Here is a 21,804-nt window from a genome sequence, read left to right on the forward strand (position 1 = left end):
ATTAGTGATATTTTCGATTATGCTTCTCTAAAATACTAAAAAGAATAAATTTTAATGCTATCCGATTGCTATTTTAATTTTCAACCTCGATATTATAACGGTGAAATATCTTCCTACGAAGCTTTATTAAGAAAAACTGAAGCTGAAATTGAACGCTATATAGAAAGTATAGCTGATCATGTTACTTTTGATTTGGCTATTATTGATTTTGTTATTAAGCGTCGTTCGCAATTAGTTAATGGAGAAAAGATACAACTAGCAATTAATATCTCTATTGCCAGTTTACTTGATGATGAATTTGTAAAAACATGCCATAAAATATTTGAACATGAAAAAAATATAATTTTAGAACTAACTCGACATGATGAAACTAATGATTTCACACGTATTCAAAATGTAATAAAGCAATTGAAAGATAAGGGTATTCAATTTGCGCTTGATGATTATGGTAAAGGTTATGCTAATAGCGAATTGTTTTTACATCTTGATGTCGACTATATTAAGTTAGACAGAAAAATGATTAAAAACATTGATCAAAGTTATGTCGCTTATTCATTAGTTAAAACAACGTATGAAAAGATCGCTAAAGTACTTGGTAAGCATATTATTGTTGAAGGTGTAGAAACGTTTGAGCAATTTAATTTACTTAAACAACTAGGAGATATGACTTATCAAGGATTTTATTTTTCTGAACCACTTAATATTATAGATATAAAACCGACCAAGACGAATTTTGATATTCAAAAAATGGATACTCAATCATTTTGTAATTTACTTGATCAAGCTATTTATGATATGAATCGAGCGCCTAATCCTCAGGCTATTAGGGCTGCAATTAATCACCTCATTAAAATTGATCGTTATAATATTATTGGGATTACTTCGAATTTTTTTGATGTTTATAATGAACAAAGTAGAATTAATAAAAATTATAATGAATTACTTGAGCGTAAGAGTAGTTCACATTTTTTATTAGTTTCTTCATTAATAAGTACTTGTGATGCGTTAGTTATCATTCGTGATAGTGAAGGGAATGCTATTTATAACAATGATAACCATATTAATTATTTAGGCGTTGATCTTGTTAATTATACTGCAGCGCAAGCGTGTGAATTATTTCCTGATTATCGAACCTGTATTGATTTAGATAATGAGTTACTTAATAGCGATACCTGTTTTATTGTATCGAATGAAACTGTAGAAACAGAAAATGGTAAGCAGTTTTTTCATGCCTATCGACAGAAGATAACTCACTTTAATCAAGCATTTATCATTTGTAGTGTCTATGATGCTAACGACAGTATTAATATTGATGATCTAACGGGTTGCTATCAAAAAAGCTATTTAGAATCGACTTATGTTCGTGCTTACCAAACTTTAGTTTTTATTGATTTAGATGGTTTTAAATCAATAAACGATTTATATGGCCATAATAAGGGTGATGAAGTGTTACGTGATTTCGCCCAAACCATAAAGAAGATGCTACGAGAGCGAGATGTTATTGTTCGTTTTGGCGGCGATGAATTTGTTTTATTGTTAGATAAAGCTTCAATGTTAAGTGTACAACAACGAATAGATGATATTCGCAGTAATATTGAAGCCTATTTTTTAGCAAAAAAATTATATTTAAGCTTTTCTTATGGAATTGTTGATATTGGTGATTGTATAGATAGCGCTTTAAATAAAGCAGATGAAGCGATGTATAAACAAAAATATGAGCGTAAACAATAAATAATAAAAAGAGATCATTTGATCTCTTTTTTTGCTGGTGGACTATAAGTTGGTGTGGCTTAGAGAATAATAAGACAATTACACTTGGTAACGGCTCTTATCACCGATATCAAAATGTAGCGGCATGCGCCATTTACTAAAGGCGGCATATGCAAGTAATGCTGCACCTACTATGGCAAGACCAATTGCGGCATTAGCGACATTAAAAACTAAACAGAACCAAAACCCAGCTAAAGCAACGGGGGTCAGTAACAATATTTTGACTTTGAAACAGAAATATTCCTTTATAGATAGTGCGCTAAAGACAAATAAAGCTGCTCCCAATGCTAATGGCTGCCATAATCCAGACATAAACCAAATTGCCGAAAATAATCCTGCTCCTTGGATTAACCAGCGGAAACGTTTGTCATAGATGTGTACTGTTGTTGATGCCAATAAAGCAACCATTACAAGGAAAGGGGTAGCGGCTTGGGTTTCTGTACCGATAACCGCCATGATAATAGCAGCGAGAGTGAATGCAGAGCGATATAGGATAACTGTTAGTTTATCGAGTATGTCAAGTTCGCATTTAATGTGTGGATCAGCCATTGAAGCTCCTAGGTAGTGGCAGAAAAAGAATAATAAAGAATATGAGTCATATTATTGTTAGCAAAACAATATTTATTGTGATCAGGGTAACATAAATGCCTTTCGATTGATCTATCGTTATGAACAGTTTGATCCTAATCAAAAGCTACGGCAAACTATTGCTAACTATTTGTCATTTAATTGTTTTTATCATTAATGTACTGAATATTTTGTTTGAAAAAGTGAGAATGAAATGAAGAAAATTATTGCATTGGGCCTGCTATCCAGCTTAGTGGGTTGCGCTCAATTAATGCCACCCAAGACACCATTGCAAACTCCAATTGAAACAATTAACACCACTAAAACAGCTGAACCATTTGTTGAGCCTATTATTGTGGCTGAATTAGATTCATCAGTTAAAACCGATCCTCTTTATCAGTCGATTGATTCAATCGCAGTTAGTGAGCAAGAGATTAAGGAACAGCCCGTTACAGATACAGAGGAAGGTACAGTAGCAGCAGATAATACAGCAGCCAATGAGGTGACTACCGATGATGTACCAACTGAAACGTCAGCAACTGAGCCAAGTACTCAATCCGCAACAGATAATGCAGCAGCAACTGAAATAAGTGCTAACCCTACAGCAGATACTGTAGCAGCAGAGACAGCCATCGCACCCGCACAAACGACTGTTGGTGATGATGCAGCAGTGGAGCCATCATCAGTAGCAGAAGCAAGCAGCGACGATGTTTATAAAACAGTAGATATGCATGGTTATAGCATTCAAGTCACAGCATCAAGAGATGAGCATTCATTAGCAACGTTGTTATCGTCATTAGAGAGTCAACAACCAGCTTGGATAAATAAAAAAATGTTGAATGGTAGTCAGGTATATACATTGTTACTTGGCCATTATGCTAATTATGATCAAGCTAAAGCTGCTTTAGTATCGTTGCCTCAAGCAGTACAACAAAATGGCGCGTTTGTGCGTAATTTCTATGATATTGAACATACTCGCTCTCCTCAATTGAAGCAGTTACAATAATTCAGTGAGTATATAAGCGGTGGTTAAATCACCATTTGCAGCACAAACTTAGCATGATTTAAAAATAATTCACGATATGATGGGGTAGAGGGTACATTCACCTTACTTTTTTGATTACTATATTCAGCAGTGAATGCCTTGCTATTTTCGGCCTTGGTAGTATCCAAGGTCTTTGTGATCTGCATTGTATTGTGATTGGTATAATTAAGGAACGATAATGAGTTCTATCCATGTTTTATTATTATGCGGTGGCGGTAGCGCTGAGCATGAAGTTTCTCTTGTGTCTGCAAACTTTATTGAACAGCAATTAAAAGCGATTGATGGCGTTAGTTATACACGTGTAGAGATGACCAAAAATGAGGGCTGGTTAGATGCAAACCAACATCCTTGCGAATTGAATTTGGATAAAACATTGTCCGTTGTCGGTGAGCAACGTATCTCGATTGATTACGTGATCCCTTGTGTGCATGGTTTTCCCGGCGAAACAGGGGATTTGCAATCATTATTTGATTTAGCAGGTTTACCTTATTTAGGTTGTGGCGCTGAAGCCAGTACAAACTGCTTTAATAAAATCACCACTAAGTTATGGTTTGATGCGTTAAATATTCCAAATACACCATATGTTTTTCTTAGTGAAAACACTGAAGAAGCTCACCAACAAGCTCAAGCTGCACTGAGTAAGTGGGGGAAGGTATTTGTTAAAGCTGCGTGTCAGGGCTCCTCTGTAGGTTGTTACAGTGTGACTGATACAGAGCAGTTACGCGTTGCTGTTGATAATGCGTTTGGCTATTCAAATCAAGTTCTGATTGAGAAAACAATTAAGCCGCGTGAGCTTGAAGTTGCTGCTTATCAATTTGGTGATCAATTGATTATTACCAAGCCAGGCGAAGTCTCTTGTCCTGATGATAAGTTTTATAGTTACGAAGAAAAATACAGCACTGATAGTTTATCAACAACTCAAGTTGAAGCTCGTAATTTAACCGCAGAACAGGTTGATGCTATTCAGCATTATGCACGTAAGGCTTTTGAGCAAATGAAGCTTAAAGACTTATCTCGAATTGATTTTTTCTTGAGTGAAGATAACGAGATCTTATTAAATGAGATCAATACCTTCCCTGGAATGACACCTATTTCAATGTTCCCTAAAATGCTGGAAAATTACGGTCATAGTTTTACTGATTTTATTGAATTAGCGATCAAAAACGCCGTTAAATAAATATTATAAGCTCCGCGATTATCAAGCCAACCGATATAGGTTGGCTTTTTTATGGCTGCTTTTATTTATTATTTTTGTTAGCGAATTTTTTCAAGGTATTATCACGCTTAGCGCGTTGGCCAATATATTGTGCTGGCATAGCAGGGCTTCGCCAACGGCCTTGATGTTGAATTTGATGGACTGATAGCCCAGCATCAGCTAAATCTTGGCTGGCGCCTACTCGTGGTGATTGACCTGAAAATATTACATCAGTAGGGAGCTCCAACTCTTGGCTTGCTCGTCTGAAAATACGATAAATAGAGGAGTGGTCGAGAGGATTGTCACCAATATTATTATGTCTATCTATACGCCGAAAAACAAAACCGTTATCGATCATTGATAATGTCAACCAACGGTTGATAGCTTGAGAGGCTATATCACTTAGTGCAATTAAATTATCATTGACTGAAAGAGTAATTAAGCCATCTTGCGCGACGTCAATATCATTGACGGTTAATGCTGTCACTTCGGAGCGTTTAAGCATTGCCTCAAAGGTTATTGCCCAAATAGCCATATCACGAACATCTTTCGCTTTGGTTGATAGCATAAAGGAGTCAAGGAGACCGTGTAAGTGATTATCACGAAAGCCGTAGGCATTGGTATAATCATCATGTTTATCAAGACGCTGTTTATGCATAGCGAGCTTTATTTCATTGCTTAAACAGGGATTAGGTAATGCATGGCAACGATGAACTAAACCAATAGTGACAATGTAACGTTTAAGGCTGGCTAATTTACGTGTTTGTGCCATTTTTTCTATATATCGATGAACAATCTCTGCGGATGCGGGCAGCGGTGAAGAGTTGTGCTGTGAGCAAAACAGTACAAAGCTATTCCAATCATTTTTAAAAGCGACTAGCGTATTCTTAGCGTATTGTTGCTGTGTTAATCGTTGCCAAATAGTTATTGAGTCTGCAATGCTGGAAAAATCCGCAATACTAGCGTTACGTACTATTTCATCTTCAATAACAGTAATCTTCTTTGCCATAATCACACCTAATGCACTATAACTTTATGTTATTTTAATCATAACAATGATCATCGTAAAACAAAAGAATAATCACAAAAAGCTAGCTTAGCTATCCAAGTGTTATTACTATATAGCTAGTTAAGATAATAATTGTTAAATAGTGTGGCGTTTTAATGAGGCAGGGAATAGACAATGAAAAAACGCATTTTTCACCGTGGTTATGTCATTGAAAATAGCACTGGATTAACGTCTGACTGGAAAGCTGTCATTAATGGGCATGCGGTTCAAGGTATGTTAATTAACATTAAAAAAAGCGTGAATTGGTGGTGTGATACTAAAGCTTTTATGCCACCAGAACGGTTTAACATTGCTCGAAAGACGGACGCATTATCATCCAGTTCTGAACATTATCGCGGTATAGTGTTAAAAAATGATAATGGTAAAGCTAATGAATGGTATGCAATAGTACGGGGTCAGTTACTCAAGGGCGATATTATTTCAATTAAAAAGTATTTAGATAAAATTATTGTATCTTAAAAAGCAGTGCCTATAGTTACAGGCACTGCTTTTTTAATTAGTTTAGCAATTAATCATCATCATCACTTTTTGATACGTCAACTAGATATTTTCCGTCAAGCCAGTTACGACCAATCAGTAATTTATACTCTAATTTTTTACGGTCGCGTAGGTTAACTGGGATTGCATGACTCTTACCGTTCCAGATTAAATCCATGACAACAGCATAGCGGCGTTCAACACCTTGAGCGTTGCGTATTTTACTAATTTTAATTATTTTTCCTGTATGTGTTTCTTCTTGTCCTTGTGCATTTGCTGTTTTGAAACTGATCATTTTTCCTAGATTTTCACGCCAGCTTTCTTTGTTATTAGATGGATTATTATTTCCATTAATGACATGTAAATCGTAAGCATTAATAGAAGTTGTATTTGCACCTGTGTCGATACGTGCTTTAAAATCCATGTTAAGATCTTTAACGTGAATAGTTTCAACAGGACCGACAATGTATTTTCCATTACATTCATTGGCTGCGTAGCTCATGGTTGATACTGTTGCAGCTGCAATTAACATGGCAGACATAAAAACTTTTTTCACATAAACTCCTGATATTCTTAGCTCTTCAACATAGATAATAGACTGAGTCGTGGTAACTATGTTCAATTTTATGTAAAAATTATTAAACGGTATCAATCTAGTGGATAAACAGTTGCTTTTCAATTGCTTCAAAACAAGTTTGTGTTTGGTTAAATTGGATTGTATTAAATCCAAGCTTTGAGGCTATTTTAATATTTTCGCTATTATCATCAATAAATAGGCTTTCTTGTGGGCTCAGTTGATAACGCTGACACAACCGTAAGAATATCTCTTGCTCTGGTTTCATTACTAATTCTTTGCCTGAAACTAATCCACCATCAAAAAATGAAATAAAATGATGTTTCTCATAAAGCGTATCAAAAAAAGCGCTACACATATTAGTAAGATAATAAAGAGAATAAGGCTGCTCAGTTAATTGATGAAACAGTATTTCAGTTTGTTGTATTTTTGTTAGGCTTAGTTGGATATGAACTATAAATTCTTCTATACGCTGAGGGGAGATCTGTGTGCGAGCTGAAAATTTGGGGATCACTTCGGCAATAAGCATCGTACCACGATCAAGTGATAGCCAATCAGAGTGTTGAAGGACATCACGCAGTAATATTTCTCGTTCTGGTTGTGATGTGGTGAAGCTATTAACGATTTGGAGTGGGTTCCACTCAAATAGTACTGCACCAAAATCAAAAATCACATTACGAATCATAAGATGTTCCGTTAGAGTACCATTTATTGATAGTATTGCTTCATGAGCATTTCGCAAGATTGATATGCTAACTTTTAATGGTATTCACACAATCAAGCAACCAAGTGAGATATATTACACAATGAGTGATAATAACCGTTTAGTTTTCTCAACCGAAACCGGTCGCATCAAAGAAGAAAAAACCCAGCCAGTACGCCCACAAGGTGATGGCATTGTCCGTATTCAACGTCAGACAAAAGGTCGTAAAGGTAAAGGGGTTTGTATCGTTTCAGGGCTTGATGTTGAAGATACCCAGTTGAAATTGATTGCAGCAGAATTGAAAAAAGTATGTGGCTGCGGTGGTTCAGTAAAAGATGGAACAATTGAAATTCAAGGTGATAAGCGTGATGTAATAAAAGCGCATCTTGAAAAGAAAGGTCATACAGTTAAATTAGCTGGCGGCTGATTTATGGAATAGCGTTTTAATGATTTATTATCATTGAACTGTTTAATTAGGCAATAACGTTAAAGTTATTGCCTAAATTTTATTTCTATTCTGGACATCCATCATTAATCATTTGTTGAATATGATCGCCGTAGAAAGCGGCAGCTCCATCCCAATTAGTCGGATCTTCAGGTTGTGGCGGCATCGTCTGATTTGCGGCATTACGTAAAATATTACAATACCCACCAGATAATGCACCTATTTCATGACAACTAGCACAAGCACCATCACCTAATTCACTATGTGCAGCAGGATTACTCCAGTTTGCTTGTGTAGATATCGGCTGATAACGAACATCAGGGTTGATATTATAATCATCTGAAATATCGAGATTAGTCTCTGGATGGATTAAGAATACATTTTTACCGCGATGGCATCGTGTACAATTCTCTCCTAAAGAATTACCATTTTTTATATCGCTTATCTTAAATGTTAAATCAGTTCCACCTTTTATACGTTGTCCTGTTTCTTTACTCAGGTTATCCCAGAAACATGCCTTGCCAGTGGTTTTACTTTGGCAAATAATGCCGAGCAGTGATATTTCATTAATACCTTCCTCTGGTCTTATATCCCATCGAGGGAGAGCAATGCATGATCCCTGAACTGTCGATGATTCATATGCCCAGACTTCAGTTTTATCATTCTCGAGGAAATCAATGTTTGCAACCCCCCGATACTGCCATAATGTTGATCCCCAGTCGGGTGGAATTGGCACATCATTTTCTCGACAAGTATCAATATAATTATCGGTTTCTTGTGGAGGAATTAAGATTAAATGGCTTAGTAAAGATCGTTGAGAAAGTAAATCAAGGATCCATTGGTAATCTGTTAAACGAGAAATGGGGAACAAGCTATGTGTGTGATGTCTAAATAAACGAAAAGGTGGGAAATATTTATCTTGTAGTTGAGGTTTTATTGAACTGATCATCGCATCTAGTAAAACATTTTGGAAAAGTACTTTTTCAATATCAGTGGGCTGTTTTATATCCGTAAAGTTTGAATGTAACTCTTTAAACATAGCTCGCTGTTCTTCATTCAAATTAGAATTAAGCTCGTTTATTAATCCATCCTGCAATAATAATACCTGATTTTTGTTTATTTTTAGTTCATTGCCACCAGCATCATAAAGTAATCCGTAATAACCATCTGAAATATCAGTTATTTTTAATATTGGTTCTGGTAGTGGTTCTATTTGGGGAAAATCCGTTTCAATGTCATTTGGTATTTCTTTGTTGTCATCAGAGCTATCACCACCACATCCAAAAAAGAATAGTGAAGACAGCACAACCATTAGTGAGCATATTTGCATTATTCTTACTCAGTTACTAAATAATCTAAGTAAAAAATTGTAGCCACTTATCACAGAGTTGTTTTTCAGAGTTGAGAATTAGGAAGTATTAGACGGTAAAATGATTATTATGCCCTTAAAATAGATAAACCTTAATAGATATAGCAAATCAAACTCAGATTAAGAATTTTTTCAGTATATCAGTACTAAGATTCATCTTTTTAAGGGATAATAATTGACGACTATTCAGAACATGACGAACACAGGCAGTAGTTGTTCATGGTTTTCAAAAAATACAATCCCATTTGATGGCCTAATTCGTAATCGTGATTAAGCGCATTGATATCACTGCCAATAAGCTTAGATTCTAAGACCTTATGCGGATAAATTTCATAAATATTGACATCATCAGGTGGATTATTGATGAAGTTTTCACTTTCATTGTATTTTTGTTCATGTAACAACAACATATCAATTAATGTTGCAGCTTTAGTATGCGTTAGTCCACGCTTTAGTTTTTTAAGCCATTGATGATTTGCTGTCATTCCAACAGGATTGGTACGAATAACAACAATATTTTTGTAACCACGCTCATAAGCTTCTTTGGCTGGAATAGGCTCATGAAGACCGCCGTCTACCCAGTAATGGTCATCTGAATAAATTGGTTGTCGGTTTAATAGGGGAATGGCACAGGAGGCTTTTAATTTTTGGTCCCAATCCTTAGCATTAAGATCAAAAAAACCTGCTTTATTGTGATCTAGCCCTGATGCTGTTGCTAAGACTGTACGGTTAACCATATTTTTTCGACCAGTATGCCAGTCTAATTTTAATTTAGTTTGGGTTTGCTCTATTAACCAATCAAGATTCATGCCACCACGAGCTGTAAATAATTTAGCATAACTAAAAAACTCACGGGTTGTTGTTATTTCAGTAATAACTCGGTAAGCATGTTTACGTTGTTGACAAATATAAGATGCAATATTTAGAGAGCCTGCGGATGTACCAATTAATAATGAAAAAGGGTTGAAATCATTTTCAAGAAAAGCATCTAGAACACCAGCAGTGAATATTCCTCTTTGGCCACCGCCTTCGGTAACTAAAGCGATATCCGTTATATTATTTTTTTTAAAAAATAACGGCTCAATATTATTTTTGCAATAAGAGATATGTTGTCCTCTCATAATATTTATCTCCAACTTATATTTTAATTGTTATGAGAGAAAAAATTCGCTGACATATCATGACTAAAATATGCCAGCGATAAATTAAGCAGCACGTGCATTAACTGGAAGATCTGTACCAATTTTAGTTAATGCTATTTGCCATAAACTAATATCACGGCAGCGGAATGCACCTGCACAGCTTAATAGGTAGAAACGCCACATTCTGTAGAACGTTGCATCATAATTTTTGTAAATTTTGAACCAGTTCTTTTCGAATCTTTCACACCAAGCCATGAGTGTTAAATCATAATCTGGGCCAAAGTTATGTACGTCTTCAATATTAAATTTATTTTCAACTGAGCTGCTCAATTGAGCTAATGATGGAATAACACCATTAGGGAAAATATATTTATTGATCCATGGGTCAGTTCCATCTTTAGATGTTGGACTACCAATAGTATGTAGTAAAAACTCACCATCATCAGCTAAGAAGCTGTTAGCACATTCGAAATATTCGTCATAATTTGATGGGCCAACATGTTCAATCATACCAATTGATACAACACGATCATAAGGTTGTTCTGGTTTGAACTCACGGTAATCTTGTAAAATGATTTTAACCGGTAATTTCTTTTTATCAGCAATCTCTTGACCTAGCGCCATTTGTTCTTTTGATAGTGTTAAACCGTCACAGATTACACCATATTTAGCAGCAGCATAGTTCATGAAGCTTGCCCAACCACAACCAATATCAAGTAGACGCATGCCTGGTTGTAAATCTAATTTGCGACAAATTAAATCCATCTTATGTTCTTGAGCTTGATCAAGTGTTTTTGCATCTTTCCAATATGCACAAGTATATGCCATACGCTCATCAAGCATATTTACAAATAAATCGTTACCGATATCGTAGTGGAAAGGTACATCTTCTTTAACACGGTTTACCGCTTGTGGATTAATTAAGCTTTTTAATTTAGTTACACCATAATTAGCTGCAAACTTAACTTTATCAATACCAGTTAGCTTTTCTTCGATATTACTACGTAGTAATTTGCTAATTAAAATATCAATGCGGTCACAGTCCCATAAACGTTCCATATAACCTTCACCGAAAGCGATAGTACCGTCTAATAGAATGTTATCAAAAAGTTTGTCATCATTAACAGTAATATCCCATGGGCGAGTACCATTAATTTCGATATCAGCTTGCTTTAATAGATCACGAAATAATTCTTTATTTTTTGGCATAATATACTCGATTTTTTATATTGAAAAGTAGAAGAATAAAACTCATACCTACTTATTTAATAATGAAATACAACTACTAGATGTTTTATATAAAAGTAATATATCAATCATGTGTTTCACTATGAGCGGTATAATAATAGACTTACTAGGTTAATAATATTTTATTCTGTTTAATTACTTATTTAGATATTCTTAACGGAGCATTTAATAATATGCTAAGCGGTAAAAATAATAATATTTATAATCCATTAAAGTGTCTGTTTCAGCACTTCCTCGTTGTGGTAAGTACTATATCGCTTCATTGGATAGCTTAATTTGGAGTATTTGACAAAAAACCATTCAAAACAGACATCTTTGTAAAAATATGAGAAAAAGGCCAAGTTCCAAGTAAAAGGTAGGCTTCTCAAATGCATGGCACTCGGACATAAACTTCACAAAAAGAACTCTCCTCCATTGCAATACATCTTATTTGAATAAGCCTCATTAGCCGATTTTTAGTGATCGCGACTACTATTAAAACAATTGCGCCTGATTAAGGAAGACTGTATGTCCGATGTAAATGTATTTAAGCAACCTAAACCGTTTTATCTCATATTCTCTATAGAGTTTTGGGAACGGTTTGGCTTCTATGGTATGCAAGCCATTCTTACTGTGTACCTTGTTAGCATTCTTGGCATGTCTGAATCAGAGTCATTCACATTATTTGGTGCTTTTTCTGCATTGATTTTTGGTTCTGTGGCAATTGGTGGCTGGGTTGGTGATAAAATCCTTGGTACGAAACGAACCATTACGCTTGGCGCATTTATCCTGACGATTGGTTATTCGTTATTAGGGATCTCTGCGGCGGGTGAATTTGGAGGCAAAGAACTGCTTTATATAGCAATGGGCTTTATTACCATGGGTAATGGCTTATTTAAAGCTAACCCCTCAAGTTTGTTGGCCAAAGTCTATGAAGAAAACGATCCTCGCCTTGATGGTGCCTTTACCATGTATTATATGGCGATCAACCTTGGTTCATTTTTCTCAATGCTATTAAGTCCTTGGATAGCTGAAAAAATGGGTTATGGCATGGCATTTGGTGTCAGTGCGATAGGATTGCTCATCACAATGGTTAACTTCATAGTAATGGGGCGGATTGTTAAAAACATTGGCTCTAAACCCGATATGGTGCCAGTGAATAAACTTTACTATGCGGCAGTTGTGGTTGTCACTATCCTATTGAGCTTTCTCAGCGCTGTGCTACTACAACATCTATTTTATGCTCACGCGATTTTAGTGATTGTTGGTGTCATTATTGTATTTGTTTATTTTAAAGAGGCGTTTAAGTCCAAAGGGCTTGAAAGGGCAAAGATGTTGGTTGCCTTTGTATTAATGTTGCAGGGGGTGGTGTTCTTTGCTTTATATTTCCAAATGCCAACTTCGCTTAACTTCTTCGCCATTCATAATGTTAGTCATGATTTATTTGGGTTTAAAGTTGAACCGGAGCAATTTCAAGCGTTAAACCCATTTTGGATCATGGTTGCTAGTCCATTATTGGCCATTCTTTATAATAAACTGGGTGAACGATTTGCAATGCCATTTAAGTTTGCCTTTGGCATGGTGCTATGTAGCTTAGCTTTTTTGATCTTAAAGTACTCAACAGGCTTTGCTAATACCCAAGGGATCATCAACTCAAATTGGTTAGTGGCGAGTTATTTATTGCAGTCAGTGGGCGAGTTATTAGTTTCTGGCTTAGGGCTGGCTATGATTGCGCAGTTAGTGCCACAGCGAATGATGGGTTTTGCGATGGGAATGTGGTTTTTAACTTCTGCAACCGCCGCAATCTTAGCTGGATGGATTGCAAGTTTAACCGCAGCCCCTAAAGGGGTTATCGATTCTAATCAAACTCTGGTTCTATATGCCGAAGTATTTGGCGAAATAGGGTATGTCACTGCGGCTATTGCCGTCTTTACATTAGTTATCGCTCCTAAGTTAACCCGTATTATTCAAGACAAAGAATAAAACAATCAATAGGGAATGGTTAATAACGGCAATCAGTCACATGATTGCCGTTATTGTTTTCTTACTTATTACTTGCTGCTAATACTGCAATAAAGGCATCAATATCTTCAGCTTTGGTTGCAAAGTTAGTTACTAAGCGTGCAACACCATCACCCCAGCGATTAGATAAAAACTCAAATCCATGTTCATGCAAGGTTGCAATTGTTATTGGCGACATTTTGCAAAAGACAATATTTGTTTTAGAAGGATGCAGCAGTTCCACACCTTCAATCGCGCTAATACCTTCACGCAGTTTGGTTGCCATTGCATTGGCGTGTTGGGCATTCGTTAGCCATAAATTATCGGTAATATAAGCATCTATTTGTGTTGATAGAAAACGCATTTTAGACATTAGATGGCCAGCACGTTTACGGCGATATTCAATTTCATTCTTTAAGCTAGTATCAAATAGAACAATCACCTCCACACCAAAAGCGCCGTTCTTCGTTGCACCAAAAGAAAGGGCATCAACGCCAGCTTTCCAGGTCATTTCTGCAGGGGTACAACCTAATGCATCGACTGCGTTAGCAAAGCGCGCACCATCCATATGATATTTTAAGTTGTGGCTTTTACACACATCACCAATAGCACGTAGTTCATCAAGAGTATAAACGCTACCAGTTTCTGTTGCTTGAGTAACACTCACTACTGCAGGTTGTACAGTATGAACATCACCAATTTTTAATGTTGCACGCTGGGCAAGTTTTACTGGGTTGATCTTACTATCATCACCATCAATCGTAAGTAGCTTTACGCCATTACTGAAAAACTCTGGAGCACCACATTCATCATTATTAATATGGCTATTTGGATGACAAAGAACTGCTCCCCAAGCAGGAGACATCGCGGCTAAACATAAGCTATTGGCTGCCGTACCCGTTGGCACTAAAACCACTGCAACGTCAGTTTCAAACAACTCGCTCATTTTGCGATCAAGCTGTAACGATAACTCATCATTACCGTAAGGCGTTGCATCGCCAGCGCTAAACTCAATTAAATGCTGCAATATTTGTGGTGAAACACCAGCAATATTGTCACTGGTTAAGCCAATGGTTTTCTTTGGTGTAGCTAAAGGCGAGTTTGTCATTGTTGTCTCCATACAGATTGAACTATCAATATACTCAATTTAACGCTGATGATAAGGACTTTTATTGTAACGGAAGGTGTAATTCGATGGTTATTGCAGTAAAAATCGATTGTTTCATCCCAACTTAATACCAAACAACATCTAGTTGTATGAAAAGCACGCAACGATTGGTAAGAATACGCTAATACAATAAATTAGAGTAACTAGCATGAAAAGGATAGCAGCATTAGATAGTATACGTGGTTTATTACTTTTATTAATGACAATCAATCACTTAATCTGGGTTAGTGGTGGGTATTCAATCATCCAGAATGTTACATTACAGCCTTTAGGTCAATTTGGGGCAGCAGAGTGTTTTGTGTTTATTTCAGGGCTACTTGCAGGAGTAATCTATAGCCGAGACTCATTAACAAATCCACAGATTACAACGAAAGCATTTCACCGAGCATTCAGTATTTATCGATATCATGTTAGTTGTTTATTAGTTGTCTTTGTGTGGGTTTTTATTGCATCACAGCTATTACCATCAGCGCTGCCAATACTTCAGCAAAGTGCTCATAATGTCATTGACAGCCCGATTGAAACGTTGCTTGCAAGCGCTGTTCTGGTTAATCAACCAAGCTATTTTGATATTCTTCCACTCTACATTGTATTTATGCTGTTGTTACCATTTCTTGTCAGAGGATATCGAAAGGGGCTAGGGTGGTTAATCATTAGTATCAGCATTGGTATATGGTTTTTTAGTAGCACTATAAATGCGACAGTATTACAGCCTTTGTTTGATTTTGTGTTTTCCAACTTTAAGCTCCAACTTAGCTATTTTAATATCTTTGCTTGGCAGTTGTTGTTTGTAAGCAGTTCATTACTTGGCTTTATGTTACAAAATAAAATACTACATTGGCGCCATCCAGTATTAACCGTTCTCGCGGTGATCATCGCTGTAGGCATTTTTGCGGCTCACCATGGCGCATTTGTTAGTTATGGAATTAATCGCTGGGTATTATATTCATATGCAGATAAACCAGAACTAGGCTGGTTGCGAACATTGAATATTGCAGTATGGGTATATCTTATTGCGGTAATTATTCAACGTAATCCGAGTGCACTCCATATTAAAGCATTAAGTTATATTGGCCGTCATTCGTTGCGCGTCTTTAGCTGGCAAATTGTAGTGGTATATTTAAGTGCGCCGTTATTACATAACTTACGGTTAGAACCATATTATATTGTTGTCGTAATAGTTATTTCGACGTCATTATGGTTTGCAGCATGGCTAAGTGAAAAAAAATGGGCAAATAAGACTAAAATCCAACATTGGGTTAGCTATGTAACCGTTATATTTTTAATTGCGATAACAACCAATTACGTTAGTGCTCAAGCTGTTTCTCCATTAACAATTAAAATTTCGAATTTAGTTGATTCTAAAACCCTGATTACCGTTCTAGTTTATGACGAAAAAGATGATTTGAATGGAAGAGCGACAGTTCATTATAAAAAATACTCGCCACAGCAAGTTATAAAAGGTATCACTGTAGAATCATTACCTGCAGGAAATTATGCAATATTGGCCTTTCAGGATAAAGATGAGAACTATTATCTAACAAGGAATAATGACGGAATGCCAGTAGAATATTTTGGCCTTTCAAACAATCCAGTTTTACAAGGTTCATTGGTAATGGAACAAATAAAGTTTTCCCATCATAAATCACAAACTCAAACGATTAATTTTTATTAGATATCTATTTTAGTGCTCAGCTATGGTTATTTATATATAAACTTTATGTAGTAGAAACCAAAAAGCAGCCACGAAATGGCTGCTTTTGTCATTACTCATCCAAGTATGTACGGTTTAGCGATAGAGGCTACTTTTATTATCCCTTTATTATTATGATCTACATGTTAACATTTTGATATTTAAAACTTATACACTTAATAACAAGGCGATTAGAAAGCGTAAACAATACCGAGGCGATAACGTAATTGTCGGTCGTCTGTTGTTGTATTGACTCGAATATCACCAATCTCAGCGTATGGACGGAATTTACCAAAGCCGAAGTAAGTAACCTTCAAATTGTGGAAGTAGTCTGTATCTTTATTATCAAATAATATGTCACCACTTATAGAATGAGTTATGTTGCCTTGATAAGTGAAATCAAATCCATTATCGAATCTATGGCCTAAGAATACATCAAATGCTTGATTTCGATGTGTATTTTTACTTGTGACAATTTGCTTGTATCGAGCCTGTAGACGGATTTTGTTATCTGTTGCGTAGTTGAAACGAAGAGATGGAATATACAGGTTATTTTCATTAGTGTTAATTGAATAAGCAAAACCAGGAACAATAACTATATTAGGGCTAATACGTGCAAGGTTATAAAGGCCTAGCTCGTAAGTACCAACTTTCTGATCACTCCATATTTCGTTTTCTGTTCCCCCTGAAACATAAGCGATTGTTTCAAGTAGCCATGATCCTTGCTGCAAGTTTACTTGGAATTTGTTGTTATGAGCACCAGTCCCATCGCGGTATTCTTGGCGAATATTAAAGGTACCTTTAGTTGGTAAATCCCAGAAAGATGTTTCTTGTTTTTCTTCTGCTACGACCGGCGCATTACATGCCATTCCCAAAGCTAATACTATTAACTTGACCTTCATTTATCTTCCTATATGCAAATAACGTAAGTTTATGAAAATTAATTTATACAAATTAAAGGTGGTTGAAACCGCTGGTGCAAATATTAATAGCAAAAATTCAATCTTACAATGCCAAATAATACGTAATTGTCACAATTATGAATAAATTTGGTATCTATTTTTGTGTATAAAGTAAACGATAATGTCGTGTGTTAATTAATTTAAGGCTAAAATATGTTTAAATCTCCAGTTTTCAAGGTAACGTTACTAGCAACGGCTATTGTAGGAGCTATCACGACCCCTTTTCTTTCATTTGCTTCCGATTACAATCCCCCGAATGTTGTTCTAATATTGGTTGATGATATGGGGTTTGATTTAGGAACCTATGGGCATCCAGTAAATAAGACACCAGTATTAGACGGATTAGCTAATACAGGGCAGAAGTGGAATAGTTTTTATGTTGCAAGTGGTGTTTGCTCTCCTAGCCGAGGAGCTTTATTAACAGGTCGTCATCCAGTAACTACAGGGATGTATGGTAAGAACTCTTTTGTCTCTCCTGAAAATGATCCTTATGGTTTCCCAAATACTGAAATATCATTAGCTAAGGGGTTACAAGATCTTGGTTATAAGACAGGTATTGTTGGTAAGTGGCATTTAGGTGATACAGAGAAAGCTATCCCGACGAAGCATGGCTTTGATTATTGGTATGGCATCACTATGTCAAATGATGCTTACAAGACCTATACACTTGATTTAGTTCAATCGGAACAGGCACGTATCAGTGGAGATAAGGAAGCTTTATCTGAGCGTAACCGTAAAGTTAAAGATGCTAACCACAATCCTAAAGAAGAGTATTGGGATCAACCTATCTATGAAGGTTACGCACATACAAAACTACGAGTAGTTCAATCACCGGCTATTCAGCGTGATCTAACAAAGAATTTTGTAACTAAGTCGATGGAATTTATTACTAAGAATAAGAACAACGCTTTCTTCTTGTATGTTCCACTCACTAACCCACATGCGCCATTATTCCCCGGTCAAGGTTTCGAAGGTACTACTGATGGTGGGCCTTATGGGGATTCAATTGCTGAGCTTGATTATTCTGTAGGTGAAATTGTTAAGCATTTAGAAAAAGAAAATCTACGAGATAACACTCTTATTATTTTCTTAAGTGATAACGGTCCTTGGTTACCATATCAAGATAAAGCTGGGAATAATGGTTTCTTCCATAGCTCTAAAGGGTCAACCTATGAAGGGGGAGTACGCGTTCCAGCAATATTTAATTGGCCTGGCCAGATCGAAAGTAAAGTGGTTTATGACATTGGTAATGCTATGGATATTTATCCTACTGTAATAAACCTTGCTGGAGGTGAGTTATCAAAAGATCGCGATTACCATGGATTTGATATAACTAATACTTTGCTTGATGGCGAGAAAACAAGTCGTGATTTTAATGCTTACTATTTTAAGGGGGAGTTAAAAGCGTATCGTAAGGGGAGCTATAAACTTCATTTTGATACGGTGAACTTTTTAAATCCACAACCTTATGAAAAGAATAATATTCGTTTGTTCAATATTAATATCGATACGAAAGAGCAATGGGATATTTCTGATAAATACCCTGAAATTGTAGCTGATCTAACAAAAGAGGCAAAAGCTTATGATAGTAAAATTCATAAAGCTGAGCCTATGTTCGATAGGTACATATTTGAAGTGATAGCACGTGAAGAGGCAGCAGCGAAAGCTAATAAGACGTAAGATTATTTAACAATAAGACTCGCTAAATTAGCGAGTCTTAGAAAGCAAAAATGAGGCTATATTTTGCTGTTTAGAGAGAAAGTTGAGTACTGACGGCTCTTGGGTAAAAGTAATAGTTAATTAAGAAGTTTGTTCTATATAGTATTAGGAGTCACTGATTTATATTTAGTTAGCGATGTTTGATTTTGTGAATAAGCAGATATAATCAGGTGAATTCAGCTTCAAACTAAAAGAATCCAATATGTTAAATTTCGATTTTGCAGACAATAAAAAATTACGATTTCATCAAACAGATCAGCTACCCGTTTTTAAAGGAAACTCTGAGCTTTACTTCATGGTAATAGATCAGGACAGTTTTAATATTGCATCTTATGACTGTGATGTTTTAGGTATGAATAACCTTCATCATTTTCTTAGTCGGTTATGCGAAGATTCCGGTGATAATGTAATGGTTTTAGCTAATTGGAAAGGTCAGTATCAGGCTCATACATTTGTTTGCTGCAGAGAAACACTGCAAAAAATGTTAAAAAACGCTTTAGGTGAAAGCTTTTTAGATGAGCTATGTAGTGGATTAGCATATTAAGATAATCCTATATTAATTTCCCTAATTCGTCAGGAATTGCTACATGAATACGGCTAATGGATAGCTTTGATTTCTTTTCAAATATTCACAAAAAAGGTCGCAAAAGCGACCTTTTGAAGTTATAAATTATTGGCGAACCCATCGACCATTCATGTAATGATATTCAATACGATTTCCGTAAGTTAAAATATCTTCTGTTCCATTATAAAAAATATGCGAGTTCCATCCGGCCCAAGATTCAAAGATAATTACCTTGCCATCTTGGTTGCTTTCCGGAAGATGGAAGTCTCTCATCCAAGATCCATTGGCGGTATGTATCGAGACTTTGCTGTATTTATCAACCAAATCAGCAAAGACGTTATGTAAATTTGATAGCTCTCCCTGACCTGATACTGATTTAATGAAGCTATCTAATACAACTGTTGCCATTTGGTCTGATTCGTTGGAATAGAAAGAGACATATATATCTGTATTTGGGACTTCATTGAACTTCAGGAATACCTTATCTGAGTCTGTCTGTCGAATGGTTGCTGTAATGTTTTGAGTAGATAAGAGTCTAACTTTGAGATTATTGATATCACCAACAGAATGAATTTCAAAAGCAAATTCAAGAGGGCTTATTTTTTCTTTCGTGACCACAAGGTTGGAAGCGACGTATTTATCTCCTAGATTAAGGCGGTAGTCAAAATACGATTTATTTCCGAATAAATCATCAATCCCTTGGTAAGATGCCCAACCCGAGTTGTGAGAAAAACCTAGGTTATGATAATACTCATGTGCGAATGCTTGTTCAGCGTCTACCGCACTCCATTGATCACTACTTAACATGTTTTTCATTAAGTTCGGGCTCATCCAGAGCGTTTGGTATGATGATTTATTACTTTTAATCATCTCTTTTCCTGGTGAGGTGGCTAATCCCCAAACTGTAGGATCTATCCAAAAGGTTGAAGTCATTCCAGATAAAGACTGTGCGAAGTACATATCTGTTGCGTAATCCATACTGGATTCTGCGTAATTTTTACACTCAGAGTAACCGTCATTAATTTCACATTTTAAGGCTACTTGCGCTATAATTTCTGACATTGTATTTGGTGCATTTAGCCAATATTTTTCATACATATGTAGTCGTTCAACCGAGTTCCGCTCTTCTTCATTGGCATTTCTTGAGTTTTCTCTAGGTGGAAATTGATTTAATAAGTCAAATCGGTTGTTTGCTATGCTAGTCATGTGGATTATTTTTGCATTGGCCCATTCAATACCTATGAGCCCTGATGTGTATTCTGGAATGGAAGTCTCGAAGTTAAGACGCCGAATTTCACCTTCTCGCTCTATATAAATATCATTAATAGTGTACGGTGTGTTGTTAAAGAAAATACCTTCACTATCTATGTTCATATTTCTGAGGTCAGAAACAGCAGTTTTTTCAGTATTCGTAATGTCTGTAGGGGTTATATTTAATGATGTAATATTTTGAATTTGTGTGTTGTGCAGTGCTACATCATGCATTCCCTTATTTTGTAAAGTAGTCAGATAACCAGTTTTAATATTTGTGTTTACCCATGTATCACCGTCCCAAACGAAGGTCGATGTACTATTATTTGGAATTAAGTGATCTTTAGTTAGATATCTTGCATAAGTTTTCCACCCAGAGCTTCGTTGTATTCTTACAGTGGCACCCACATTTGCATTGTTAGGAAGATAAACATGCCGGGCCCATCGACCATTTTGAATATAAACAATAATATTCATTGAATTATTCGGAAGAATAAGATCTTGTCCTTCGATAGGATAAATTTCAACTAAGTTATTATTATTATTAATAGAATAATTAATCGTTGAAGATTTATTTAAAACATTACTTTCTTCGTATCCATTTAATTTAGAAGTAACAATATCAGTTTTATTCGGATCCTCGTTAGCAAATACGAATGGAGATAAAGAAGCTAACAATGGAAGAGTGATAATGTGAAATAAACAGTTGTTTTTCATAATGACACCTCTAATATGAAATAAAGTTCATACAAGATGTTACAGTATAAAATATGACAAGTTGTGACGTAAACAACTAAACATAAACATATGTGTATCAATTTAGAAACAGTAAGATCAAAAAATTAGCAATTTACTATGTAAA

General features: G+C 35.8%; 19 protein-coding genes. 9 read left to right on the plus strand and 10 right to left on the minus strand.

What is annotated here, in order from left to right:
* Nucleotides 1–54 precede the first annotated feature (54 nt).
* Nucleotides 55–1,731, plus strand: coding sequence for a GGDEF domain-containing protein (locus C0W29_RS11170; RefSeq protein ID WP_036790052.1), 1,677 nt, complete (start codon nucleotides 55–57; stop codon nucleotides 1,729–1,731).
* Between the two features lie 78 nt (nucleotides 1,732–1,809).
* On the opposite strand, the gene C0W29_RS11175 is transcribed toward C0W29_RS11170, so the two are convergent.
* The gene (locus C0W29_RS11175; RefSeq protein WP_045044670.1) at nucleotides 1,810–2,319 is read right to left on the minus strand and encodes a DUF2301 domain-containing membrane protein; all 510 of its coding nucleotides are present in this window, start codon (nucleotides 2,317–2,319) and stop codon (nucleotides 1,810–1,812) included.
* A gap of 232 nt (nucleotides 2,320–2,551) precedes the next feature.
* Between C0W29_RS11175 and C0W29_RS11180 the strand changes: the two genes are divergently transcribed.
* Entirely contained in the window at nucleotides 2,552–3,343 is a 792-nt protein-coding gene (locus C0W29_RS11180; RefSeq protein ID WP_052671589.1) for an SPOR domain-containing protein, read from the plus strand.
* A 217-nt stretch (nucleotides 3,344–3,560) separates the two neighbouring features.
* Nucleotides 3,561–4,559 carry a D-alanine--D-alanine ligase gene (locus tag C0W29_RS11185; protein WP_036790060.1) on the plus strand — a complete coding sequence of 333 codons (999 nt, stop codon included), beginning with the start codon at nucleotides 3,561–3,563 and terminating at the stop codon, nucleotides 4,557–4,559.
* 61 nt (nucleotides 4,560–4,620) lie between these two features.
* Here C0W29_RS11185 and C0W29_RS11190 read toward each other — a convergent pair whose 3' ends face one another.
* Nucleotides 4,621–5,586, minus strand: coding sequence for a tyrosine-type recombinase/integrase (locus C0W29_RS11190; RefSeq protein ID WP_045044671.1), 966 nt, complete (start codon nucleotides 5,584–5,586; stop codon nucleotides 4,621–4,623).
* 174 nt (nucleotides 5,587–5,760) lie between these two features.
* Between C0W29_RS11190 and C0W29_RS11195 the strand changes: the two genes are divergently transcribed.
* Nucleotides 5,761–6,105, plus strand: a complete 345-nt coding sequence (locus C0W29_RS11195) for a DUF3319 domain-containing protein (RefSeq protein WP_036790065.1) — start codon at nucleotides 5,761–5,763, stop codon at nucleotides 6,103–6,105.
* A gap of 49 nt (nucleotides 6,106–6,154) precedes the next feature.
* On the opposite strand, the gene C0W29_RS11200 is transcribed toward C0W29_RS11195, so the two are convergent.
* Together C0W29_RS11200 and C0W29_RS11205 are read right to left on the minus strand one after the other, a co-directional pair.
* Nucleotides 6,155–6,679 carry a putative ATP-dependent zinc protease gene (locus tag C0W29_RS11200; protein WP_036790069.1) on the minus strand — a complete coding sequence of 175 codons (525 nt, stop codon included), beginning with the start codon at nucleotides 6,677–6,679 and terminating at the stop codon, nucleotides 6,155–6,157.
* Nucleotides 6,680–6,776: 97 nt separating this feature from the next.
* Nucleotides 6,777–7,382, minus strand: a complete 606-nt coding sequence (locus C0W29_RS11205) for an HAD family hydrolase (RefSeq protein ID WP_036790072.1) — start codon at nucleotides 7,380–7,382, stop codon at nucleotides 6,777–6,779.
* Between the two features lie 121 nt (nucleotides 7,383–7,503).
* Between C0W29_RS11205 and yciH the strand changes: the two genes are divergently transcribed.
* A complete protein-coding gene (gene yciH, locus C0W29_RS11210) occupies nucleotides 7,504–7,827 on the plus strand; it encodes a stress response translation initiation inhibitor YciH (protein WP_036790074.1) in 324 nt (107 codons plus the stop codon).
* An 85-nt stretch (nucleotides 7,828–7,912) separates the two neighbouring features.
* Here the strand turns inward: yciH and C0W29_RS11215 are convergent, their stop codons facing one another.
* From C0W29_RS11215 to cfa, 3 genes are all read right to left on the minus strand, one after another.
* The gene (locus C0W29_RS11215) at nucleotides 7,913–9,175 is read right to left on the minus strand and encodes a hypothetical protein (RefSeq protein WP_045044672.1); all 1,263 of its coding nucleotides are present in this window, start codon (nucleotides 9,173–9,175) and stop codon (nucleotides 7,913–7,915) included.
* A 221-nt stretch (nucleotides 9,176–9,396) separates the two neighbouring features.
* The gene (locus tag C0W29_RS11220) at nucleotides 9,397–10,335 is read right to left on the minus strand and encodes a patatin-like phospholipase family protein (RefSeq protein ID WP_045041196.1); all 939 of its coding nucleotides are present in this window, start codon (nucleotides 10,333–10,335) and stop codon (nucleotides 9,397–9,399) included.
* Nucleotides 10,336–10,419: 84 nt separating this feature from the next.
* Nucleotides 10,420–11,565: a cyclopropane fatty acyl phospholipid synthase gene (cfa, locus tag C0W29_RS11225; protein WP_045044673.1), complete on the minus strand. Its 1,146-nt coding sequence runs from the start codon at nucleotides 11,563–11,565 to the stop codon at nucleotides 10,420–10,422.
* A gap of 546 nt (nucleotides 11,566–12,111) precedes the next feature.
* On the opposite strand from cfa, the gene dtpA reads away from it, so the two are divergent.
* The gene (gene dtpA / locus C0W29_RS11230) at nucleotides 12,112–13,566 is read left to right on the plus strand and encodes a dipeptide/tripeptide permease DtpA (protein WP_045041198.1); all 1,455 of its coding nucleotides are present in this window, start codon (nucleotides 12,112–12,114) and stop codon (nucleotides 13,564–13,566) included.
* Nucleotides 13,567–13,627: 61 nt separating this feature from the next.
* On the opposite strand, the gene C0W29_RS11235 is transcribed toward dtpA, so the two are convergent.
* Nucleotides 13,628–14,692: a threonine aldolase family protein gene (locus C0W29_RS11235; RefSeq protein WP_045041199.1), complete on the minus strand. Its 1,065-nt coding sequence runs from the start codon at nucleotides 14,690–14,692 to the stop codon at nucleotides 13,628–13,630.
* A 208-nt stretch (nucleotides 14,693–14,900) separates the two neighbouring features.
* Between C0W29_RS11235 and opgC the strand changes: the two genes are divergently transcribed.
* Entirely contained in the window at nucleotides 14,901–16,427 is a 1,527-nt protein-coding gene (gene opgC / locus C0W29_RS11240; RefSeq protein ID WP_045044674.1) for an OpgC domain-containing protein, read from the plus strand.
* Between the two features lie 209 nt (nucleotides 16,428–16,636).
* On the opposite strand, the gene C0W29_RS11245 is transcribed toward opgC, so the two are convergent.
* Nucleotides 16,637–17,347, minus strand: a complete 711-nt coding sequence (locus tag C0W29_RS11245; protein WP_036790093.1) for an oligogalacturonate-specific porin KdgM family protein — start codon at nucleotides 17,345–17,347, stop codon at nucleotides 16,637–16,639.
* Nucleotides 17,348–17,560: 213 nt separating this feature from the next.
* Between C0W29_RS11245 and C0W29_RS11250 the strand changes: the two genes are divergently transcribed.
* Both C0W29_RS11250 and C0W29_RS11255 read left to right on the plus strand, forming a co-directional pair.
* Nucleotides 17,561–19,087: a sulfatase-like hydrolase/transferase gene (locus C0W29_RS11250; protein ID WP_052671590.1), complete on the plus strand. Its 1,527-nt coding sequence runs from the start codon at nucleotides 17,561–17,563 to the stop codon at nucleotides 19,085–19,087.
* A gap of 241 nt (nucleotides 19,088–19,328) precedes the next feature.
* Nucleotides 19,329–19,670: a hypothetical protein gene (locus tag C0W29_RS11255; RefSeq protein ID WP_045044675.1), complete on the plus strand. Its 342-nt coding sequence runs from the start codon at nucleotides 19,329–19,331 to the stop codon at nucleotides 19,668–19,670.
* Between the two features lie 126 nt (nucleotides 19,671–19,796).
* Here C0W29_RS11255 and C0W29_RS11260 read toward each other — a convergent pair whose 3' ends face one another.
* A complete protein-coding gene (locus C0W29_RS11260; RefSeq protein ID WP_052671591.1) occupies nucleotides 19,797–21,659 on the minus strand; it encodes a hypothetical protein in 1,863 nt (620 codons plus the stop codon).
* Nucleotides 21,660–21,804 lie beyond the last annotated feature (145 nt).

The sequence above is a fragment of the Photobacterium kishitanii genome, from assembly GCF_003026355.1.
Classification (GTDB): Bacteria; Pseudomonadota; Gammaproteobacteria; order Enterobacterales; family Vibrionaceae; genus Photobacterium; species Photobacterium kishitanii.